The following is a 23,778-nucleotide window of genomic DNA, read 5'->3' on the forward strand; positions in this document are numbered from 1 at the left end:
AGCCCTATAAAAAGGGCTTTTTTGGCAGTTTTACAACCACAATTTCCAAGGTATTCTCATCAAAATTAAAATTAATCCTAATGTATAAAATATGGTAAAAGTCTTGAACTTAGACTCACTCGTAAGCAACTTTTTATGTTTTGACCACCCTATCGTAATCAACGCTATAGCAATGATATTAATTAGTGGATGCTCTAATGAAGTAAGACGAATGGCCTTATCACTCATATTACCTAAAGAAGCAAACCCAAGAGGCGAAACAAAATAAATTATCAAACCAATCAATAACTGCGTATGCGTACCAATAAGTGCAAACAAAGCAATTTTTCTATCTGTTGCATTAAATTCTTTCTTAGAGAAAAAACCATACAGTGCATTCAACACAGCAACAACTAACAACAACAGAGCTAAGTAAGCCCAACCCGAATGTAATTTTTGAATAAATTCGTACATAAAATTTTAATTTTTGAAAAACAAATATAAGTAAAAAAGGCATAAAAAAAACCCTCATTCCGTATGAAATGAGGGTTTTTATGAATTTTATTAGTTTTATTATTTGACTAGAAGTTGTAACGAAGACTAAAGTTCCATGTTCTTCCAAAACCAAAGTAAACTTGATTACTTGTATCAACACCATCATAAGTAGCAGATGTTGCTGTTGCAAAATTATTAGTTCTAGATTCAGAAATATAAACCTCGTCCAAAACGTTATTTACATTAATTCTAAAATTTAGTGAACTCAACTTGTTTGCACCAAGTAATAATTTATAAGACAAACCAGCATCCATTAAACCGTAAGAAGGCAACTGTAAAGTTCCGTTATTTTCCTCAGTTGTAAATTTTGATGGATCAATAGAAGCATATAACTTATCAGAAACTCTATAGTTTGCATCTAAGCTTAATCTTTCTACAACTTCGTATTTAGCACCTATACTTGCTGTGTTTTGAGCAGCATCTCCAACTTTTAATTTATCTAAGTATAAAGTCGTAGGCACTCCACCACCAATTACGTTGTTATCAATATCAAATCTATTACTTGAAACATTTCCTTTGTAAAACCAATTACCAATAGAAATCATAGCGTTCAAACTTAATTTCGGTGTTGGCTTAGCATTCATTTCAAGCTCTACACCTGAGTGAATTTCTGTTAAACCGTTGTAGTCATAGTATCCACCAACGTTGTCAATAGACGGATCACTATTTCTTTGATATCTATCTCTCCATGAAGTGTAATATACATTTAAATTAGCAGTAAACACTTTAGAACGGAAACCATATCCACCTTCTAATCCAAATACTTTTTCGTTAACTAAGTTAGCAGCAACTACTGATTGATTATTTGGGTATACAGCATTAAAAAATGGTTGTTTTGAGTAAAATCCTGTATTAACAAAAACATTACTTGTTTCACTAACATTATAGTTAACACCACCTTTAACATTTCCTCCAATTAAGTTCTCAAAGTCAGTTTTGTAAAGTGGATCTGATTCTAAGTAAGTAAATGTATCTTCTCTTTTAAATCCTTGTTGAGATACAGCTCCTTGAAAGAAGGCAGAAATATTATCAACTGAATATTCTAATTGTGTAAAAGCACCCAACCAAGTTACATAACCATTATTATTGTAAGCTATTTTCTCTTGATCTTTAACATTACTAAATGGATTCAAACTTGCTGAAGAATCATAGGTTTTAGTTAAAGTTCTATTTGGATTATTAATATCCGCATTATCTAAATAACCATCAGCTCCAAGCAAATCACTCAAATTTCTAAAGTGAAAACCAGTGTACGTTCTTGCATCAATTCCAAAATCTAAAGTAACTTGTTCAGATAATTTTTTATTCATATTAACCACTGCACCGTACCAGTTGTGTGAATTAATAGAGGCTCTTCTAATGTATCCGTTTCTACTATTTGCGATATTTTGCCCATCAGCATTAGGAACTAAGAAAAGATTTGTTCCTGAACCTACAGCATTAGGTTGACCATTATTGTATTTAACGAATTCATCTATTTGCATCAATCCATCTGCAGTTTTTGGCGCTGAGTAAGGATTACTACCAATACTACCAGTTCCTCCTCCACGACCCCAAGATCCATAAGCTACTGCTGATAATTTTGTATTGTCGTTTATTTTAAAATCCCAGTTGAATGAAGCTACAGGCTTACTGTAAAAATTTCTAGCAAAAGAAAATTCTTGTCCATTTCTGTATCCGAAATCTGAATTATATTTTATGTTTGGCTCATTTGCAGCAGCATCACCGTATTTAATATATTCTGATATCTTGTTAGCAAAACTTCTTTGGTGATGCCATTGTGGAGCACCTGTAAAAGTAAATTGAAAATCGTGCTTATCGTTAGGCTTATAACCTAAAGCAAGAAAATAGTTTTTACCTTCAAAAGAAGTACCATTAACATAACCATCTCCAGTTGTAGAACTAATTAAAACAGAAGCAGATAAACCATTATCCATTACTCCTGTATTGTAAGAACCTTGAACTTTTAAATAATTATCGTTACCAAATGTAGACGATACTGAACCACCTTCTTTCATATCAGAAGTTCTTGTAACAACATTGATAGTTCCTCCTACAGAAGAAATAGCTAATTTAGAAGAACCTAAACCTCTTTGTACTTGCATTGCAGAAGTAACATCAGAAAGACCAGCCCAGTTTGACCAATAAACAGAACCATTTTCCATATCATTAACAGGAACTCCATTAATCATTACAGCAATATTTCTTTGATCAAAACCACGAATATTAATTCTTGAATCACCATAACCACCACCTTGCTTAGTTACATAAACAGAAGGAGTGTTAGCTAAAATTTCAGGAAACTCTTGAGAACCAAGCTTTTCTTGAATTTCTGAAGCTTTAATTGTTGAAACCGCTACAGGTGTTTTTCTATCCTTTGCGATATCAATCACACTAGAAGTAACAACTATTTCGTCTAATTCATTTGAATTTGACGTTAAAACAATAGATCCTAAATTTACTGTTCCACCATCTGCAACAGAAAACTTTACAATTTTGTTTTCGAAACCGATAAAAGAAATAACTAATTCTCCCTTACTTGTAGTAGAATTAATTGAAAATTTACCATTAAAATCTGCTGAAACTCCAGTTGTAGCACCTTTAATAGCAACGTTAGCACCAGGCAAAGAACCTTGTCCATCAGTAATAGTTCCCGTAACTTTTCCTTGAGAAAACGCAGTTACAGCTACTAAAAACAGCATTCCAGAGAATAACCAATTTTTCATTGTCTTCATTTTTGTTTAGTTTATTATTTTTGGCAAAATTATAACTATTTTAGCTATAAAAGTTAAGGCAATGTTAATAAATTTTTGATTAAGCGAAGTCTTCCTTCTATTATAAATAACTTTTTAAAGTAATTAATGAGAAATTAAACTGAAATCAGCATAAATATTAGCAATAATTCAACATATTGTGCCAAATAAAATTGAAAAAATATTTTCGCTTTAACTGTTTTTTTATTCTAATGATGATGATATTGATTATTTTACAATTGAAATAACTGACACCTAAGCTTTAAGAGAAATAAATCAGGTTGATCCGAATGAAATCTTATATCTTTTAAATTTCCTTATTCTATTTAATACGTAACAATAAAAAATGCACACCGTATAAATCTCCGCTTTACTCCTTTTTATATAGCATTCAGATCATTTTAACTTGTATTACAGACATTTAAAAAAAATGGGACTAATAAATACAACAAAGCCCCAGCAAACATAATTTACTGGGGCTACATTATAAAAATTACTTAAACTCTTATTTATTCTTTAAGTAGTAATCTAATAAAAAGCTTGTAGATGCATCGTGTGCTGCTACTTTATTTTTATTGATCTCTGTCAACACCTTATTTGCTAATTGCTTTCCTAATTCCACTCCCCATTGATCAAAACTGAAGATATTCCAGATAATTCCTTGAACAAATATTTTGTGCTCGTACAAAGCAATTAAAGAACCTAACGATTTAGGCGTTAGCTTATCTATAAGTAAGGTATTTGTAGGCTTGTTCCCTTCAAAAATTTTAAAAGGCAATAATGCTGCTGCTGCTGATTGATTCAAACCTTGCTTGTCAAACTCTGCTTGTACTTGCTCTATTGACTTTCCTTGCATCAAGGCTTCTGTTTGAGCAAAGAAATTAGACATCAATTTGTCATGATGATCTTCATCTCCATAAAGTGGTTTCAGGTAACCTATAAAATCAGAAGGAATTAATTTTGTTCCTTGATGAATTAATTGAAAAAAGGCATGCTGGGAATTAGTCCCTGGCTCTCCCCATATTATCGTTCCGGTTTGATAATTTACTTTTTGGCCATCTCTACCTACGTATTTACCGTTACTTTCCATTGTTCCTTGCTGTAAATACGGAGCCAACTTTTGTAAATACTGTGTATATGGAATGACTGCTTCACTTTCGGCAGCAAAGAAATTATTATACCAAATGCTCAATAATGCCAAAATTACGGGCATGTTTTGATCAAACTCTGATGATTCAAAATGTTGATCCATTTCATTAGCCCCTTTTAATAATTGGTCGAAATTTTCATATCCTATAGCTAAACTAATCGTTAAACCTACAGCGCTCCATAAAGAAAAACGTCCACCAACCCAATCCCACATTGGAAAAACATTTTCAGGATCAATACCAAACGCACTTACTTTTTGGATATTTGTAGAAACAGCAACAAAATGCTTAGCAATATCCTCTTGAGTTGCCGACTCTAAAAACCATTTTTTAATCGTTTCTGAATTTGTTAAGGTTTCTTGAGTTGTAAATGTTTTAGATACAATAACAAATAATGTAGTTTCAGGATTCAATTTCTTGATTACTTCATTAACATGATCACCATCTACATTAGACACAAAGTGCACGTCTAAATTATTTTTATAAAACTGCAATGCTTCCACAGCCATCGCCGGCCCTAAATCAGATCCTCCAATTCCTATATTAACGACATCGGTAAAAACTTTCCCCGTATATCCTTTTCTATTTCCAGCAATCAACTCATTAGAAAAAGCCTTGATTTTTTTCTTTACTTCGTACACCTCTGGAATAATATTCTCACCATTAACAGTGACAACTGTATCTTCAGTAGCTCTCAAAGCAGTATGTAGTACCGCTCTATTTTCGGTTTTATTAATTGCAGCGCCACTAAAATAATCTGAAATTGCACTCTTCAATCCCATTTCGTTTGCTAATGCTGTCAATAGCGTCATAGTTTCTTGATTAATTCTGTTTTTCGAATAATCAAGTAAAAAATCGTTCCATTTAATATTGAATTTTGCAGTTCTCGAAGCATCTTTTTGAAACATTTCTTGCATTGATACATCTTGCATCGTTTCAAAATGCTGCTGAAGCTTAGTCCAAGCGGCAGTAGTTGTAGGGTTATTTGTTTGTAAAGCCATTTTTTTTTAGTTCAAGTTTTTAATGTTTGTAAAAATACTGAAATATGTTTTAACTAGTCAATTCATTCTTGCAATTACAGCTTTTACTATTGGAATCAACGACACTTTCGGTTAAAAAAAAAGCTCCAAATTATCTAATTGACAACTTGGAGCACTATATATCTCTTTAACTTTTAAAAATAATTAGATTTTTGGCAATTAACTTATAAATTAGCAATACTATCTAACTCTCTTTTTAAAGGAGTGATTTTATCAAGAAAACGTTGTTTATTATTTCCTGTCATGGGTTCTCCAGTGGGAAGATTAAGACGCAATGCATCGACTTGAACGCCGTTTTTCCAGAAACGGTAGCACACATGCGGTCCCGTTGCTAATCCAGTGCTTCCTACTCTACCTATTACATCACCTTGATTAACATGTTGGCCACGACGCACAAGGATTTTTGACATGTGTAGGTATTGTGTTGAGTACGTACCATTATGTTTAACTTTGACAAAATTTCCGTTTCCTGCAGTATAGCCTGCTTGCTCTACCACACCCGAAGCTGTCGTTGTAATAGGCGTACCTGTAGGGGCAGCATAATCTGTTCCTTTATGCGCTTTCCATCGGTGTTGTACGGGGTGAAATCTATTCATTGTAAATCTAGAAGTGATGCGACTAAATTTAATAGGTGTCTTTAAAAAGAAATTTTTAAGCGTTTTCCCCTCTTCATCATAGTATTCTACCTTACCGCTAGCCTCATTTTGTACAAAAGGAAAAGCATACACTAATTTACCTTTATATTCAAAAAAAGAAGCTTCGAGCTCGTCAACACCATCATAAATGGAGTCGTTTATAAACCTTTCGGTAAAAGTGATTCCGTAGCGATCTCCTTTTTTTAATTTAAAAAAGTCAATAGACCAAGAGTAGATTTTAGTTATTCTACTCGCTAACGCAGCTTCTACACCGGCATCTCCAAGCGTCTCTGACAACGACCCTTTGACAACACCACCTATGGTGCGGCGGCGTATTGTAATAGGCCTCGTTTTTTTATGAGCAACAATTACAGAGTCACGTAAATCAAAAATATAATAACTTAAGGCATCAGGCTGGTAAACAAAAACCTCCAGTTTATTAGTCTTTCCTTTTGACCTCAACATTGTATAAGAGCGGTTGGGTTTTATGATTCTAACATCAAAAGTATCTTTGACACTTTCAACTATTTCAAAAACTTTCCTGTCTCCTATATTTTGCTTATTAATTATAGTCCCAAAAGTGTCTCCTTTTCTAACTGTATCTTGAACTACATTAAAATCAGCGAAATTAAATCCGAAATCAGAATGTTCTGCTTTAACAGCAACCTTTTTTATCTGTGCTTTTTTATCAAGCTTATCAGCAGATTTATTACAAGATAGTATTGTTGTCAATAACACGATAACCATTAATACTTGCTTCAAACTATACTTATTTTTTTGTATTTTACTTTTATTATAAACCCCAATTTGCCAATTCTTCTTCACTCCACAAGTCAGGAAAAAAGATACGTCTCTGGTATTTAGGGTGCATGTATTTTTTCCAGTCACTACCACCAGTTGCCTCACCATCACCTTTACCACTGTGGTCAATGTATTTAATAGCAACATTTAAATGCTGCATCACCCAAGTGATATTTACAGTATGATCAAAGTGTCTCATGGCAGCTACCAGCTCAGGATTTTTTTGATCATCAATAGGCAGCTGTTTGAATTTTTGATAAATGTTGATTGTATTATATTCTTCCATGTGGCGCAAGAAAGAACCTTTGTACTTTTTCTCAAACTCTTCTAAGAGGTATGATTTTTTACCAGTACTATAATCTTTACCTGCAGCTTGCCAATATAAATGTTCAAACGCATTTTCATAAGGCGTATTTCTATCAATTTTAGCTCTAAAGCGATTGTCTACAAGATTAATCAAGTCTGTAGAGGTAAATTCTATTAATCTATATTGTGCACTTTGAAACCCACTTGCCGGTGTTAAAGTATTTCTAAATTTCATGTATTGCTCTACTTCCATGCCTTCCTCCATAATACTGAAAGAAGTCGTTAGCATATCAAAATAGCGTGTTACGCGAGATAAACGTTCGGCAAAAAATTTAGTTTGGATATTCTCGCAATAGCATATTTGTTGCATTTCCCAGAGAATCATCTTGAAGATTAATTCGTTGACTTGATGGTACATTATAAACACCATTTCATCAGGCAAGGTCGTTCTTTGTGTTTGTAGACTTAAAAGTGCATCTGTTTGAATGTAGTCCCAGTAAGTGATGGGTTTAGCATAAAGAAGTCCTTCGAGATGAGTATCTGTCTTTTGACCTATAGCGTCGTATTTAACCTCAATATCGTTTAAGATAGTTTCTCTGTGCTCACTAATATTCATTATTATTTTGTTTTAAACGGATTGTTTAATCCTTTGTAGGCATCAAGATCAGCTTTTAATGATCCAATAGCTAAATCTGCTTTTATTCGAATAGGCAATCTATTGTCATCATCTGAAATCCAAACCGTTAGGCTCTCTTTCTCTTTAAACACGCGACCGGATTGAACTAAAGGTCTAAATATCATTGATGGGACAACGCCAAATTTAGTCGTAATATTTTCACGACCTACAAACTTTAACTTAAATTTTGTTGTTTCATCATCAAAGAACATGTCTATAGTAATTGACTCACCCGGTTTGATTTTATCTATTCCTGGATAATTCCTTAAGTAATAAAATGACGATAAAATGTCTTGGGTATTTTTAGGAGTAACAAAGGTTTTTTCGTTATTATTCTTATAATCCTTTACGGTTACCTTATTAGCCGATTGATTAAAAAAGCCTTCTTGATTTTTCTTGTAACCTCCTTCGTCTATTTTTCTAACAAAACGGTATGGCATACCTGAATCTTTATCAATGTACGTTTCATATAAATCATCTACTTTAAAGAAAAAACGAGACATACCCGTAGTGTATCCTTTACCTACAACGTGAAATACTTTTTTATTATTTATTGTAGCATCTTTTACCTCAAGAGTGGCATAACCAGCGTTAACGATACCGTAGTGAATTCGAAATTTAAAATATTCACCTACATCATAGGCATCTTGATTGCGACTATCAAAACTTACTGTAGCTAACAATACTAAGAAGAGAATAACTTTTTTCATAACTTACTTTTTCTGTTTACTTCTTTAAAAAGCAAATTCTGTTCCAAATATATTAAAACAAAAAAACTCAGTCAAATAATGACTGAGTTTTTATGCTATTAACTAACCAAAAAACTATAAATTATGAAATTTATATCAATTCGGAAGGAAACCACCCCTTCCATTTTGCGAGTGCAAAGGTAGCTAACAAATTCACTTCTATATTCAATAAAAAAAGTTTAACAAAACATTGATAAAATCAGAATCGATTGAATAGTTATTTTTTCACATAATGCAAAAAAAACGCGTTTTTACAACGTTCCTCGCAATTCTTGTTCTCTCTCAATTGATTCAAATAAAGCTTTAAAGTTACCTGCACCAAAACCTTTAGCACCCATTCTTTGTATTATTTCAAAAAATAAGGTTGGTCGATCTTGCACCGGTTTAGTGAATATTTGCAATAAATACCCATCCTCATCAGCATCAACCATAATAGCAAGCTTTTCGATTTCATTAATATCTTCTTTCATCATACCCATGTGCTCTCCTAAACGTTCAGGAATTGCTTGGTAGTAGGTGTGTGGCGGTGCTGATAAAAACTCAACCCCTCTAGCTCTTAATTGACTTACTGTTTTAATAATATCATCAGTAGCAATAGCAATGTGCTGTATCCCTGGGCCTCCGTAGAAGTCCAAGTATTCTTCTATTTGTGATCTTTTCTTCCCTTCAGCTGGTTCGTTGATAGGGAATTTAATTCTACCATTTCCATTTGACATCACTTTACTCATCAATGCCGAATACTCTGTTGTGATTTGCTTATCATCAAAAGAAAGGAAGTTTACAAACCCCATCACTTCCTCATAAAACTTTACCCATGTGTTCATTTCGTTCCAACCTACATTCCCCACCATATGGTCAATGTATTTTAAGCCGGTTGCTTCTGGATTATAATCAGATTTCCATTCTTTATAACCAGGTAGAAAAACACCATTGTAGTTTTTACGCTCTACAAAGATGTGTACTGTTTCTCCATAAGTGTAAATTCCTGAACGAACCACTTCTCCATGTTCGTCTTTTTCCACTGTTGGCTCCATAAAAGAACGTGCGCCACGTTTCATCGTTTCTTGATAAGCGCTAGTTGCATCCTCAACCCATAAAGCAGCTACTTTTACTCCGTCTCCATGTTTTTTAAGATGTTCATGAATAGGGGAATCCTGCGTTAAAGGCGTCGTTAAAACAATGCGTATTTTATCTTGTTTTAAAACATAAGATGTTCTGTCTTTAACTCCCGTTTCTAATCCGGCATACGCCAATGATTGGTAACCGAAAGCCGTTTTATAATAATGAGCGGATTGTTTTGCGTTTCCTACATAGAATTCTACATAGTCTGTTCCTAATAACGGAAGGAAATCTTGTGCTCCTTCAAATATTTTCTCTAATCCGTATTCAACTGATTTTACTTCTTTTGCCATTGTGTTTATTTTTATGCGAAATCTAATTTTGGAACGCGAATGAAGCGGATAAAATTGATTTTCACTGATTTTTTCTAATTTAAAATTTGTGTATTAATTGCACTTAATCCTAGCCCTGATGGTAGCGGTATCCTTTATGTTTTTTCTTTAAAAACATAAAGATTTAGCGAACAGCAGGAAATTGCTCCTACCTATAAAACTAATCAAAATGACAATTATAATGCGGTTATTTTATTGCAAGCAAGTACTACTTACTCTACCCAGGATTTATAGTACTGACCGTCGTCAAGCCCCATAGCCTCTTCAGTAACCATCAATGGACGAAATGTATCTACCATTACAGCCAATTCCTCAGTACCGGTATGCCCTATACTGCGTTCCATTGCTCCTGGCGCTGGTCCGTGTGGAATACCTTTTGGGTGTAAAGTGATGTGCCCTTGCTCGATATTGTTGCGACTCATAAAGTCACCATCTACATAATACAACACTTCATCACTATCAATATTGCTATGATTGTAAGGTGCTGGAACTGATTTTGGGTGGTAATCATACAACCTTGGCACAAACGAGCATACTACAAAGGTAGCCGTCTCAAATGTTTGATGTACTGGTGGCGGTTGGTGCACGCGACCGGTAATAGGTTCAAAATCATGAATGCTAAATCCGTATGGAAAATTATATCCATCCCAACCAATCACGTCAAAAGGATGCGTGGCATACACCACTTCGTGCATCATGCCTTCTTTTTTGATTTTGATTAAAAAATCTCCTTTTTCGTCATGAGTTTCCAACTCGGTTGGCAGAATAAAATCGCGCTCACAAAATGGCGAATGCTCTAAATGCTGTCCTGACTCATTTTTATATCTTTTAGGTGTATAAAAAGGAGCAAACGACTCTACGTAGAACAAGCGATTTTCTTCAGTGTCAAATTGAATTTGGTAAATAATTCCGCGCGGAATAATAAGGTAATCCCCATACTTAAAAGGGATATTCCCTAACATGGTACGTAATGTTCCTGTGCCTTTATGAATGAAAATCATTTCATCGGCATCGGCATTTTTATAAAAATATTCTGTGAGTGATTTTCTTGGCGCAGCAAGTCCTATTGTACAGTCTTTATTGACTAACATAGCTTTGCGACTGTCTAAGAAATCATCGGCTGGTTTCAGTTCAAATCCTTTTAAAAGTAATGACTTGATATTTTTACCAATAGCAATTTTTGGCTCTATCGAATACGATTTTAAAATCTCTTTAACCTGCGTGGGTCTGTGAACGTGGTACGATAGGGACGCGTGTCCGTGGAAACCTTCGGTACCAAAAAGTTGTTCGTAGTAAAAACCACCATTGGGTTTTTCAAACTGCGTGTGTCTTTTTTGAGGAAATGTCCCCAGTTTGTGATATAATGGCATTTTTTTTTGTTTTAAGTGTAACTAAATCAAGCGAGATTGCTTTATAATTTGCTATTCTAAATCAAAAAAAAGTACCCTATTCAGGATTTCTCTTGATAAGGAATTGAAGATATTCTAATAATCCTGCCCATTTCGTTTTCATATTAACAAATATCGGAAATATTATTGAATTATATAAAATTTAAAACATAAAACCTACACTAAACCATGTGTAGCCTTTTGACTCTTCTGGAGACCAAGAGTGCTTGATTTCTATAGGACCAATTACCGTTTCTAAACCGTAACCTAATGCATATCCTGAATATTGTGGAAGCGAAATCCAATTAGTAGATTCGAATATTTTATTCCCTAGATTAGCATAATTTGCTGTAAAATTAATGTGGTTGTTTTTAAATAATTTGTAATCTAAGGTCACTGCCGTTTTAATGTAGCTATCGCCGGCAATGCTTAAAAAATCATAACCATAAAAATGTTTAAAATTATTTACTGGTTTGTAACCATAACCACCCAGAATAAAATTAAAAAAAGGAACACTTTGATCACCAAAAGAAAACCCAGCATCTGTTTGGAATTTAATTGTTGCATTTTTAAATAATTGAGCTGCAATACCAAAATCAGCTTTTACAATATTAAAAGGTTCAAATTCTTTAGTATAATTAGACGAAAACAGATACGACTTAATATCTCCAGAAAAATACCATCCGCTCGTGGGAAAATTTTTGTTATCAAAGGAATCGTAATTCATATAACCAAAAACACTTCCATAACTGCTTCGATCAAAGATAGGGTCAGCATTCTGTACCGTTTCAGATTCAATTTTTAAAAATTTATATTCTACTCCCGCACCTACTAGAAATTTTTGAACAAATAAGGATTGAAAATAAAACTGACTTGTGTAATCAGAGAAATCTACATTAATTGTATTTGCTCCTTCGGTTGTAGGATCGATGCCACTCAACTCACGAGCGACATTTCGATTAAATTGATTATAATTTGACTTAAAACCCACACTTAGATTGTACCCATTCTCTACATAATAATCAAAATCATATCTAAAATTATCTCCTAAAATCACATCTAATGATGCCACGTCATTTTTAAATAAGGTTTTCCTTCTTGTCACGTTCACTAATATTCCGCTTTTAAACAATCCATCAAAGTGCAAACCAAATTTTAAATTTGATTTAGTTTGGTTTTCAGTCAAGTCTAATTTCAAATTATCTTTTCCGCCACCATCTTCGAGAGAATAATTAATGACACTAAAATTTTGTGTTGCGTTAATATTGTTTATTCCGCGCTCTAGTTGACTGTAGGCAATTTTTGATTGTGGCTTAAAGCGCAATTTCCCTAGCACATAATCCCTAGTAAAATTATCAAGGTGATTGATATTGATTTCTTTAATATCGAGACTATCTGTAAATAAAGCAAGTTTAGGTTTAACATAAGCTGTTTGATCTGCAGCTAAGAGTTGGATTTTGTCGTAGACTGCAAAGGTGGCGTTTTCCCCTTTCTTGATAATTTCGTTTCCCTTATCAAATGAAATCACCCCATAATCTTTAATATCTGGCTTAATATAGATATCTGTTTGAGCGATATTCTCCTTCATTTTTTCTATCGAATGCAAATTAGTTATCTGCACTAAAATACGTGTGGCATCTTTTAAAGACTTTCTAGTAAGCAAATCATCTTGAACATCTACACCTATTATAATATCAGCACCTAATTTAATCACTTCGTCAATAGGGTAATTATTGGTCACACCTCCATCCACAAGCAATTTTCCATCTATTTCTACCGGCGAAAACAACGATGGAAAAGCAGCACTTGCAATTATCGCTTGCGCCAAATTACCTTTATCAAGAATCACTTGTTTTCCAGTTTCAATATCGGTTCCTATACATAAAAACGGAATAGGTAATTTATTGAAATCCCGTACATGGCGTACATGACTTGTCAATTTACTAATAAGATTAAAGTTGTACATCCCTTTTGAAAGTGCTTCTGGAATACCCACTTTAAATTTATCAAATGGCAGTACTAATGCGTAACGCTCGTCATTTTGTTTTTCGTAAAAATTCTTTGACGACCTAGGGATGTAGTCGTTTATTAATTTATCAAAATTTGTAGTTTGAAAGATAGAATCAATTTGTGCGGCGTTGTACCCTGAAGCATATAAACCACCTATAACCGCCCCCATACTTGTCCCTCCTATGTAGTCAATCTTAATCCCCGCATCTTCTAAAACTTTTAAAACACCTATGTGCGCAAAACCCTTTGCTCCACCACCGCTTAAAACCAAACCAATTTTTGGTCTGTTGTGTTCCTGTGCAAACACAGTAGCAAAAGCAAAGAAGAAAAAAACGTACAGTAAGTATTTATTCATAGTATTATAAGGATATTAAAACCACACTAGTAGTAAAGAACTAATTATGACTTGCTTATGTTTTTGTAAAAGTCGACAATTTTTTTTGCTTTTGACACACCAATCACTGCTGTTATTTCTTTTTCTGTTGCTAATTTCAATCTTTTTACACTTTTAAAGTGCTGAATGAGCGTTAACATTGTTTTTTCACCAATACCAGGAATCGATTCTATAGAGGAATTCAAGGCCGCTTTACTACGTTTATCACGATGATGCGTAATCCCAAAACGGTGTGCTTCATTACGCAATTGTTGTATTACTTTTAAGGTCTCTGATTTTTTATCTAAATATAAAGGAACAGAATCTCCAGGATAGAACAACTCTTCTAATCGTTTTGCAATTCCTATGATAGCTATTTTTCCTCGCAACTCTAGGGCATCTAAACTTTTTAATGCTGATGACAACTGCCCTTTTCCACCATCAATTATAATTAAATTAGGCAGCGGTTGGTTTTCATCAAGCAATCGCTTGTAGCGTCTATACACCACTTCCTCCATCGAAGCAAAATCATCAGGTCCTTCTACTGTTTTTATATTAAAATGACGGTAATCCTTTTTACTTGGCTTTCCATCCTTAAACACCACGCAAGCAGCTACAGGGTTTGTTCCTTGTATATTAGAGTTATCAAAACACTCAATATGTCTTGGCTCTACTGGCAGTCGCAAATCTTTTTGCATTTGTGCCATAATCCTTGTAGTATGTCGGTCAGGGTCTACAATTTGCAATTGCTTTAATTGTTCGATTCTATAAAACTTAGCATTTCTAATAGACAAGTCTAGAATTTGCTTTTTATCTCCTAATTGAGGAACGGTAACCTTAATATTTTCTCCAAGGTCTACTTGAAACGGAACAATTATTTCCTTTGATAGTAATTGAAAACGCTCTCTTAGTTCAATGATAGCTAACTCTAATAATTCTTCATCAGTTTCTTCTAGTTTTTTCTTGATCTCCATAGTATGTGATCGAATGATCGAACCGTGCGAAATCTGGAGAAAATTCACAAATCCAGCTGCCTCATCAGATACGATGGAGAAGACATCTATGTTGGTTATTTTTGGATTTATAATCGTTGATCGAGATTGATAATTTTCTAGAACTTCAATTTTCTCTTTAATCTTTTGGGCTTCTTCAAAATGCATGTCTTGTGCAAGTTCGATCATGACACGCTTAAAATCTTTCATACTTTCTTTGAAATTCCCTTTTAGGATTTCGCGAATAGCATCTACTTGTTTCTGGTAATTCTCAAGACTTTCATAGCCCTCACAAGGCCCTTTACAATTTCCTATATGATACTCTAAACACACCTTGAATTTACCACTATCAATATTTGATGGCGTCAAATCGTAATTACAAGTGCGCAAAGGATACAACTCTTTAATTAATTCTAAAATAGTGTTTACCGTTTTAAAACTAGTGTACGGACCAAAATATTCTGAACCATCCTTCACCATTCTACGCGTTGCAAAAATACGGGAGAAAGGCTCCTTTTTTATGCAAATCCATGGGTAGGTTTTATCATCGCGAAGCAGCACATTGTATCTTGGTTGCAACGTTTTTATAAGATTGTTCTCTAATAAAAGTGCATCTGTTTCTGTAGGGACCACAATGTGTTTAATCGTGACTATTTTTTTTACTAAAACATTTGTCTTAGCGGTGTCGTGTACTTTATTGAAATAAGATGAAACACGCTTTTTTAAATTTTTTGCCTTTCCTACATAAAGAATTTTACCTTCTTTATCATAGTATTGGTATACACCGGGACCATCTGGCAATGTTTGTATTTGAAGTTCGAGTGTGGGTTGCTGCATTGTTATGTATGTGTGAAAAAGCGCTAAATTACGCCGTAAACCTAGGAATAGCTTTAATTATCACTAAAGACCGCCGATTTATTTTCAAATTTACGAAATCCAAATAATTATTTCTATTTTTAACTTTTAATTCAATATGAAAAATTTAAAAGAGATTACAATACTAGGACAATCCATTTTACCAGGTCAGAGCAAGACTATTAATATGGAAATTGCAAAACTGCACAACACCACTAAATTGAAGATTCCCATAATTGTGCAGCGCTCTAAAATTGATGGCCCTACAGTACTTTTCTCTGCTGGGATTCATGGCGATGAGATTAACGGAATCGAAATCGTACGTCAGCTTATTATTCGAAAAATAAACAAACCAAAAAGAGGAACCATTATTTGTATCCCCGTCATTAATATGTTTGGGTTCATTAATAAATCTCGAGAATTCCCTGATGGTCGCGACTTAAATAGAGTTTTTCCAGGAAGTAAAAAAGGATCTCTAGCCAGTAGATTTGCTTATCACATTCTCACTGAGATTATGCCGCATGTTGACTATGCTGTCGATTTTCATGCCGGTGGCGCTAGTAGATTTAACGCTCCCCAAATAAGATTAGCGCCTAATAACGAAGATTTAAAAGCACTAGCCGATGCTTTTAACGCGCCTTTTACTTTATTTTCAAAAAATATAGGCGGTAGTTTTAGAAATGCTAGTCAAAAATTGAATGTGAAGATGTTACTTTTTGAAGGAGGTAAATCTCTAGACATCAATTACCCTGTTGCAGATGCCGGAACAGATGGTGCAAAAAGACTGCTCAAACACTTAGACATGTTGAGTAGCAAGCACGACATTCCTGAAACAGATCAAAAAACAATTTACATAGAAAGATCCATCTGGATACGCGCCAAGTGTTCTGGATTGTTACACGACAATGGCAAAGTAGGCTCCTTTGTAGACAAAGGCACTGTATTAGCAACCATCACAGATCCTTTTGGTAAATTTGTTCGAAAAATAAAAGCACCTCATGATGGCTACGTGATCAATGCAAATCAAGCTCCTATTACCTATCAAGGAGATGCCGTTTATCATATTTCAAAAAAAATAGTAGATGCCACAGAGTAAAAAAGAGCTAAGAGTAAAGTATAAAAACTTACGAAGAGCATTCTCGCAGGAACTTATAGAAGAGAAAAGTATGGCTATTGCCAATGCCTTATTGAAGCTACCCATATGGGATAAAAATTACTTTCATATTTTTCTAGCCATAACAGAGCACAATGAAGTCGACACCGAACTGATTTTGCACCTGCTTTCGGGTAGAGACAAGAATATTATCATCTCTAAATCTGATTTTGACACTAGAGAAATGACTCATTTTCTCCTGACCGATAATACAAAAATCAAGAAGAATGAATACAATATCCCCGAACCGATCGATGGAATCGAAGTACCTGCAAATAAAATTGAAGTTGTTTTTGTTCCGCTTTTAGCTTTTGACTTAAAAGGCCATCGAGTAGGTTACGGTAAAGGATTTTATGACAAATTTTTGTCACAATGCACAGCAGAAACCATTAAAATAGGTTTATCATTCTTTGAAGCAGAAGAAATTATAAGCGATGTATTCGAAAATGATATTGCACTAAATTATTGTGTTACTCCACAAAAAGGCTACACTTTCTAGAAAAAACCTTCTGAAAGATTAAAAGTCATACTTTTATATGCTACTGAATTTTAATATTTAAAATTAATAATCAAAAACTGAGATTGTAAGATTTATTTTCGAAAAAAAAAGCTTAGTTTTGCACGCTTTTTGGTTGCTTTTATTTCAAGTAAAAGCATTAAAAGGGAATCAGGTGTAAATCCTGAACAGTTCCCGCTGCTGTAAGTTCGTACCTGATCACATCAGGAAATACTTTTTACTATAACCACTGTCGTAATTGATGGGAAGGAGTAAAAAGAGGAATGAGTCAGAAGACCTGCCAAGAAGCACAACAACAAAGCTTTCGGGAGTTATCGCTTTGGAGTAGTCTTGCTATTCCTATTTTTCATTCCTTACTGTTTTGTAATTAAGTTAATCCTTATTATTAATTTTAAATACAATTCACATGCAAAACAAATTTACAAATTACTTTTTGGTTCTTTTTAGTGCCTTATTCTTGCTTAGCTCATGCTCTGACAACGACGACAATGGCACTCCAATCGCTTTTACAACTACTGAATATCAAACCACTTATGAGGTAACAATAGGAGAGGCAATCATCATTAATCCCGAAATTTCAAATCTAGACGAAACAGTAAAATTTCAATGGTTAAAAGATGGAGTTGAAGTTGCTCAAACGCAAGAACTAAATTTACTAACAGAAACTGCAGAAGCATTTACTCTTCGATTTATAGCTATTTCTGGCACGAATAGCATTGAAAGAAGTTACGAAATCAAAATTTCTGATCCGTATGCTTTATATTTTAGAGCTAGAACTGATCTTAGCTCAGCCTTTATTTCTAAGGTTATGCAATACTTACCAGCTCCTGGTCAATTCATCAACACTGGCTTAGGAACACCAGAATCTGCTGACAAAATCGTAGGTGGCAAAACCGGTACCGTTTCTCTTGGTGCTTGGGGAGGTTATGTCATTTTCACCTTTGATCATACTATTGAGAACAAACTAGATGACAAAGATTTTGTTGTTTATGGTAATGCCTTTAACGGAGGATCTGAACCTGGGATTGTTGAGGTATCGTTTGACAGTAACGGTAACGGAATCGCAGATGATGTATGGTATGAATTAGCAGGTAGTAACTACACTAACGAACGCACTATTAAAAATTACGAAGTTACGTACACGAACCCAGGAGAGTACAAGGACGTGCCTTGGACTGATAATAAAGGATCAAATGATGTCGTAGCGGTAAATAGTTATCATACGCAAAACTATTACCCTTTATTTGCTTCTAACTTAACTGAGCTAGTTTTTAAAGGAACGAGAGTTTTTCCTGTTATCAATGAAGGTAGATACGTATCTATCGATGCATTAGCATGGGGATATGCAGATAACTATGATGCTGATTATAGCACTTATGGCGGAAACGTAATGGACATTAATTGGGCTGTGGATAACAGTGGTAAAGCTGTTAAACTTAAAGGAATTGATTTTGTTAGAGTATACACGGCAACACAATACAATGGTGGAGCTATAGGTGAAATCTCTACTGAAGTAAAAGGAGCAGCTGATTTATCAATGCTTAAATAGACTTTATTTACAACATAAAGAAAGGGTAACCATAGTGTATGGTTACCCTTTCTTTATTTTATGCTGTGTTAATTCTTAGAAGTTGTTTTGTGAACAGGTTCTTAGCCCTGATGGAAACGGCATCCTCTTGTGGCGGGGTTCGCCGCAAGAGATATAGTGTACAGCAGGAAGTAGCTCCTAATAGACAACCTATTTATTGAAGGCTTTTTTATTGAAAAAAATCAAAATCCCAACACCCACGCATATCGCCATATCGGCAACGTTAAAAATAGCGTTGAAAAACGTAAAATCGCGTCCGCCCCACACGGGTATCCAACTAGGTAAAATCCCATGCCAAATAGGGAAGTAAAACATATCGACTACTTTCCCGTAAAAGAACTTTCCGTAAGGTTGATCTGTGAATAACGTTGCTAATTGCTGGTGACTGTCATCAAAAATAACCCCGTAAAAAACAGAATCTATAATGTTACCAAATGCCCCTGCAAGAATTAAAGCGATCGCAATAATAAGGTGATTTGAGCTTTGTTTATTCCTTACAGAATCATACAACCAATAGCCTATTCCACCCACGGCAGCTAGTCTAAAAAGTGTTAAAAACAATTTACCATACGCCCCTGGAATCTCTGTTCCCCAAGCCATACCTTCATTCTCAATGAATAAAATTTTAAACCAACTCAAAACTTCGACTTCTTCGCCCAAGATGAAATTTGTTTTGACAAATATTTTAGATATTTGGTCGACAACTAAGATAATAAATATGAGAAGGTAAGCTTTCTTTAATGACATTTGTAAAATTTTAAGTGGCGTAAAAGTAATTATTTTATCAAAAAAAACGCTCCTAAAGGAGCGTTAAATTGTATAGATCAATAGTGATTATCGTTGTAAGTTTTTAGCTTCGATACTCATTGTTGCATGAGGGACAATTTTTAATCTGTCTTTATTGATTAACTTGCCCGTTACTTTACATAAACCGTAGGTTTTATTCTCTACACGGAATAGTGCGTTTTTCAAGTCACGAATAAACTTTTCTTGACGAATTGCTAATTGCGAGTTTGCCTCTTTAGACATTGTTTCACTTCCTTCTTCAAATGCTTTAAATGTAGGCGATGTATCATCTGTACCGTTATTTAAGTCATTCATGTAAGCGCTTTTTATCAAATCTAAATCTGCTTGTGCTTTTTCTATTTTCTTAAGAATAATATCCTTAAACTCTGCTAAGTCGGCGTCAGAGTATCGTGTTGCTTCATCTACCATGGTCGTTTTTTATTTAGTAATTTTAATTTTGGTTGTTATTTCGTCAAATTCAATTTCAGCACCATCTTCTAATTTATCTGAGAATATCAGCTCTTCAGTTAACGTTTCTGATTTTATATACGCAGCGTTAATTGCCACTGCCTCTTCAAGTACACTATTATTTTGTAAGTACACTTTAATTTTATCTGTTACTTCAAAACCAGAATCTTTTCTAATATTCTGAATTCTGTTGACAAGTTCCCTTGCAATTCCTTCTTTTTTCAATTCTGGAGAGATTACAATGTCTAATGCAACCGTGATTCCATTTGAATTTGCAACTAACCAGCCTTCTATATCTTGCGATGTTATCTCTACATCTTCACTTGTTAAAGTTATGCTATTTCCAGCAATAACGACTGCTATGGTTCCTTTTGCCTCAATCTCAGCAATTTGCTCCGGAGAAAAACCTTGTATCTCTTTAGAAATCAGCCCCATATCTTTACCAAAGCGGGGTCCTAATGCTTTAAAATTTGGCTTGATTTGCTTCACTAAAATACCCGAAGCATCGTCTAATAACAAGATTTCTTTAACGTTTACCTCTGCCTTTATTAGGTCTGATATGGCCTCAATTTCAGCTCTTTGATTATCGTCAAGTACTGGTATCATTACCTTTTGTAGCGGTTGGCGAACTTTTATCATCTCTTTCTTACGCAAAGATAAAACTAGTGATGAGATTGTTTGCGCCTTCTGCATTTTGCTCTCTAACGATTTATTAACAAAGTTTTCAACGTGTTTTGGAAACTCAGCCAAATGTACACTATCAAACTTTTCAGACTGTGTTGCTTGCGTTAAGTCTCTGTAAAGTTTGTCCATAAAGAACGGCGCAATAGGCGCGCTCAACTTACTTACAGTTAATAAGCAGCTATATAATGTTTGGTATGCCGCGATTTTATCTTGCGCATATTCCCCTTTCCAAAAACGACGACGACACAAACGTACGTACCAGTTACTCAAGTTCTCTTGAACGAAGTCAGAGATTGCTCTCGCTGCTTTTGTAGGTTCGTAATCAGCATAAAAACCGTCAACATCTTTTATTAAAGTATTCAACTCAGAGATGATCCATTGATCGATTTCTGGTCTTTCGTTTACTGGAATTTCTGCTTCTTCGTATTTAAACCCATCAATGTTTGCATACAAACTAAAGAAAGAATAGGTATTGTATAATGTTCCAAAGAACTTACGACGCACCTCAGCAATTCCTTCTAAGTCAAACTTCAAGTTATCCCAAGGATTTGCATTAGAGATCATGTACCAGCGTGTTGCATCTGGACCATATTCTGACAATGTTTTAAATGGATCTGCGGCGTTCCCTAAACGTTTAGACATTTTTTGTCCGTTTTTGTCTAGTACTAAACCATTCGAAACCACATTTTTATAGGCAACTTTATCAAAAACCAAAGTACCAATCGCGTGCAAAGTATAAAACCACCCACGTGTTTGATCTACTCCCTCAGCAATAAAATTAGCGGGGAAATCTTTGTTTTGATCAATTTTTTCTTTGTTTTCAAAAGGATAATGCCATTGTGCATACGGCATCGAACCTGAATCAAACCAAACGTCGATCAAATCAGCTTCACGCGTCATTGGTTTTCCAGACGGAGAAAGTAACGTGATTTCATCGACTACATTTTTATGTAAGTCAATTAAATCATAGTTGCTTTCGTCCATATTTCCAATTTCGAAACCTTTAAAAGGGTTTTCTTTTTGAAAACCGGCGGCGATAGATTTTTCTATTTCATTGTATAGTTCTTCAACTGAACCAATTAAAATTTCTTCTTGCTTGTCTTCAGTTCTCCAAATAGGTAATGGAATTCCCCAGTATCTTGAACGAGACAAGTTCCAGTCATTGGCATTTTTCAACCAATTTCCAAAACGTCCTTCTCCTGTTGCTTTTGGCTTCCAGTTGATGGTTTCGTTCAATTCAAACATTCTGTCTCTAACTTCTGTGATTTTTATAAACCACGAATCTAGCGGGTAGTATAAAATAGGTTTGTCTGTTCTCCAGCAATGTGGATAACTGTGCACGTATTTCTCTACCTTGAATGCTTTATTTTCTTCTTTTAATTGAATAGCGATCTCAACGTCTACTGAACGCTCAGGAGCTTGACCATCATCATAGTATTCGTTTTTAACGTACTTACCTGAATAATCACCTAAACCTTTTATGAACTTCCCTTGTAAATCGACTAATGGCACTGGAGTACCATCTGCATCAAGAACTAACATTGGTGGAATTTCTGGAGTAGCTTCTTTAGCAACTTTTGCATCATCAGCACCAAATGTTGGTGAGGTATGTACAATTCCCGTTCCGTCTTCGATAGTAACAAAATCACCTGCAATAACTCTAAAAGCATTTTCAGGATTTTGATACGGCAATACCAACGGCATTAATTGCTCATATTTGATTCCAACTAAATCCGCTCCTTTTGCCTCAGCAATAACTTGGAATGGGATTTTTTTATCTCCTCCTTTGTAATTCTCAAAGTCAGCTGCATCTTCGCTAGCAAAAAATCCTTTCCCGAATTGTTTTCCAACTAAGTTTTTAGCTAGAACTACATTTGTAGGTAAGAAAGTATATTGATTGAAGGTTTTTACAACAGCGTAATCGATTTTTGGACCCACTGTCAAAGCCGTGTTTGAAGGCAATGTCCAAGGTGTTGTTGTCCAGGCAAGAAAATAAAATTCCCCACCCCTGCCCTCCCCGAAGGGAAGGGAGTCTAGTCCGAATGCTTTGGCAAAAGTATTTTCCACAACGTCTCCCTCTCCTTTGGAGAGGGTTGGGGTGAGGACTTTAAATTGTGCCACCACAGTTGTATCCGTAACATCACGGTACGAACCTGGTTGATTCACTTCGTGAGATGACAATCCCGTTCCAGCTTTTGGAGAATACGGTTGGATTGTGTATCCTTTGTACATCAAGTCCTTGTTATAGATTTGTTTCAAAATCCACCAAACCGACTCCATATATTTGGGTTTGTAAGTTACATATGGATCTTCCATATCTACCCAATATCCCATTTTTTCAGTCAAATCATTCCATACATCCGTATAACGCATTACTGTTTTTTTACAGGCTTCGTTATATTCCTCGATAGAAATCTTTGTACCAATATCTTCTTTAGTGATTCCGAGTTCTTTCTCAGTACCTAATTCTACAGGCAAACCATGGGTATCCCAACCAGCTTTACGCTTCACTTGGTACCCTTTTTGAGTTTTATATCTGCAAAAAATATCTTTAATCGCACGTGCCATTACGTGGTGAATACCTGGCAAACCATTTGCAGAAGGTGGCCCTTCAAAAAATACGAATGGCTCGTTACCCTCACGAGTTGTTACACTTTTTTCAAATATGTTTTCTTTCTTCCAGAAATCAAGTACTTCTGACGCCACTGTAGGCAAGTCAAGTCCTTTGTATTCAGTAAATTTTGTGCTCATTTTATCCTTTTCTTAAATCGAAGTGCGAAAGTAGTCATTTATAGTAAAAAGGCAAAAGACAAAAGGCAAAAGTTGCTCACAGAGCTGATATTGTTTTGAAGTATCTATTTGAATGTATTA

16 protein-coding genes and 1 riboswitch are annotated in these 23,778 nt (G+C 34.7%); of the genes, 3 read left to right on the forward strand and 13 right to left on the reverse strand.

Annotated features, from left to right (window positions below):
• Positions 1 to 30: 30 nt before the first annotated feature.
• From HNQ00_RS09235 to uvrC, 10 genes are all read right to left on the reverse strand, one after another.
• Complete coding sequence (locus HNQ00_RS09235) at positions 31 to 453, reverse strand: hypothetical protein (RefSeq protein WP_173838049.1); 423 nt, start codon at positions 451 to 453, stop codon at positions 31 to 33.
• Between the two features lie 107 nt (positions 454 to 560).
• A complete protein-coding gene (locus HNQ00_RS09240) occupies positions 561 to 3,269 on the reverse strand; it encodes a TonB-dependent receptor (RefSeq protein ID WP_173838050.1) in 2,709 nt (902 codons plus the stop codon).
• Between the two features lie 523 nt (positions 3,270 to 3,792).
• Positions 3,793 to 5,436 carry a glucose-6-phosphate isomerase gene (gene pgi, locus HNQ00_RS09245; protein ID WP_173838051.1) on the reverse strand — a complete coding sequence of 548 codons (1,644 nt, stop codon included), beginning with the start codon at positions 5,434 to 5,436 and terminating at the stop codon, positions 3,793 to 3,795.
• A gap of 203 nt (positions 5,437 to 5,639) precedes the next feature.
• The gene (locus tag HNQ00_RS09250; protein WP_173838052.1) at positions 5,640 to 6,872 is read right to left on the reverse strand and encodes a peptidoglycan DD-metalloendopeptidase family protein; all 1,233 of its coding nucleotides are present in this window, start codon (positions 6,870 to 6,872) and stop codon (positions 5,640 to 5,642) included.
• Between the two features lie 31 nt (positions 6,873 to 6,903).
• Positions 6,904 to 7,833 carry a tryptophan 2,3-dioxygenase family protein gene (locus HNQ00_RS09255; protein WP_173838053.1) on the reverse strand — a complete coding sequence of 310 codons (930 nt, stop codon included), beginning with the start codon at positions 7,831 to 7,833 and terminating at the stop codon, positions 6,904 to 6,906.
• A gap of 2 nt (positions 7,834 to 7,835) precedes the next feature.
• Positions 7,836 to 8,603 (reverse strand): DUF3108 domain-containing protein, encoded by a 768-nt coding sequence (locus tag HNQ00_RS09260; protein ID WP_173838054.1) that lies wholly within the window; start codon positions 8,601 to 8,603, stop codon positions 7,836 to 7,838.
• A 290-nt stretch (positions 8,604 to 8,893) separates the two neighbouring features.
• Positions 8,894 to 10,054 (reverse strand): 4-hydroxyphenylpyruvate dioxygenase, encoded by a 1,161-nt coding sequence (gene hppD, locus HNQ00_RS09265; protein ID WP_173838055.1) that lies wholly within the window; start codon positions 10,052 to 10,054, stop codon positions 8,894 to 8,896.
• A 251-nt stretch (positions 10,055 to 10,305) separates the two neighbouring features.
• Positions 10,306 to 11,463 carry a homogentisate 1,2-dioxygenase gene (locus HNQ00_RS09270; protein ID WP_173838056.1) on the reverse strand — a complete coding sequence of 386 codons (1,158 nt, stop codon included), beginning with the start codon at positions 11,461 to 11,463 and terminating at the stop codon, positions 10,306 to 10,308.
• A 181-nt stretch (positions 11,464 to 11,644) separates the two neighbouring features.
• On the reverse strand, positions 11,645 to 13,846 hold the full coding sequence (locus HNQ00_RS09275; RefSeq protein WP_173838057.1) for a patatin-like phospholipase family protein: 2,202 nt from the start codon (positions 13,844 to 13,846) through the stop codon (positions 11,645 to 11,647).
• Positions 13,847 to 13,890: 44 nt separating this feature from the next.
• Positions 13,891 to 15,693, reverse strand: coding sequence for an excinuclease ABC subunit UvrC (uvrC, locus tag HNQ00_RS09280; protein ID WP_173838058.1), 1,803 nt, complete (start codon positions 15,691 to 15,693; stop codon positions 13,891 to 13,893).
• A gap of 136 nt (positions 15,694 to 15,829) precedes the next feature.
• Between uvrC and HNQ00_RS09285 the strand changes: the two genes are divergently transcribed.
• The 3 genes from HNQ00_RS09285 (at position 15,830) to HNQ00_RS09295 (ending at position 18,930) form a co-directional block, all read left to right on the forward strand.
• Positions 15,830 to 16,807, forward strand: coding sequence for a succinylglutamate desuccinylase/aspartoacylase family protein (locus HNQ00_RS09285; protein ID WP_173838059.1), 978 nt, complete (start codon positions 15,830 to 15,832; stop codon positions 16,805 to 16,807).
• Complete coding sequence (locus tag HNQ00_RS09290) at positions 16,794 to 17,363, forward strand: 5-formyltetrahydrofolate cyclo-ligase (protein WP_173838060.1); 570 nt, start codon at positions 16,794 to 16,796, stop codon at positions 17,361 to 17,363. Before HNQ00_RS09285 ends, HNQ00_RS09290 begins: the two co-directional genes overlap by 14 nt.
• A 113-nt stretch (positions 17,364 to 17,476) precedes the next feature.
• Positions 17,477 to 17,680, forward strand: a riboswitch (cobalamin riboswitch).
• Positions 17,681 to 17,787: 107 nt separating this feature from the next.
• Positions 17,788 to 18,930 (forward strand): PKD domain-containing protein, encoded by a 1,143-nt coding sequence (locus tag HNQ00_RS09295; protein ID WP_173838061.1) that lies wholly within the window; start codon positions 17,788 to 17,790, stop codon positions 18,928 to 18,930.
• A 189-nt stretch (positions 18,931 to 19,119) separates the two neighbouring features.
• On the opposite strand, the gene HNQ00_RS09300 is transcribed toward HNQ00_RS09295, so the two are convergent.
• The 3 genes from HNQ00_RS09300 to ileS all read right to left on the reverse strand — a co-directional run bounded on the left by HNQ00_RS09300 (position 19,120) and on the right by ileS (position 23,658).
• Entirely contained in the window at positions 19,120 to 19,716 is a 597-nt protein-coding gene (locus HNQ00_RS09300; protein ID WP_173838062.1) for a lipoprotein signal peptidase, read from the reverse strand.
• 87 nt (positions 19,717 to 19,803) lie between these two features.
• Positions 19,804 to 20,184 (reverse strand): TraR/DksA family transcriptional regulator, encoded by a 381-nt coding sequence (locus HNQ00_RS09305; RefSeq protein ID WP_173838063.1) that lies wholly within the window; start codon positions 20,182 to 20,184, stop codon positions 19,804 to 19,806.
• Positions 20,185 to 20,193: 9 nt separating this feature from the next.
• Positions 20,194 to 23,658 carry an isoleucine--tRNA ligase gene (gene ileS, locus HNQ00_RS09310; RefSeq protein WP_173838064.1) on the reverse strand — a complete coding sequence of 1,155 codons (3,465 nt, stop codon included), beginning with the start codon at positions 23,656 to 23,658 and terminating at the stop codon, positions 20,194 to 20,196.
• Positions 23,659 to 23,778 lie beyond the last annotated feature (120 nt).

Source organism: Flavobacterium aeripolare, assembly GCF_013294025.1.
In the GTDB taxonomy this organism is placed as follows: domain Bacteria; phylum Bacteroidota; class Bacteroidia; order Flavobacteriales; family Flavobacteriaceae; genus Flavobacterium.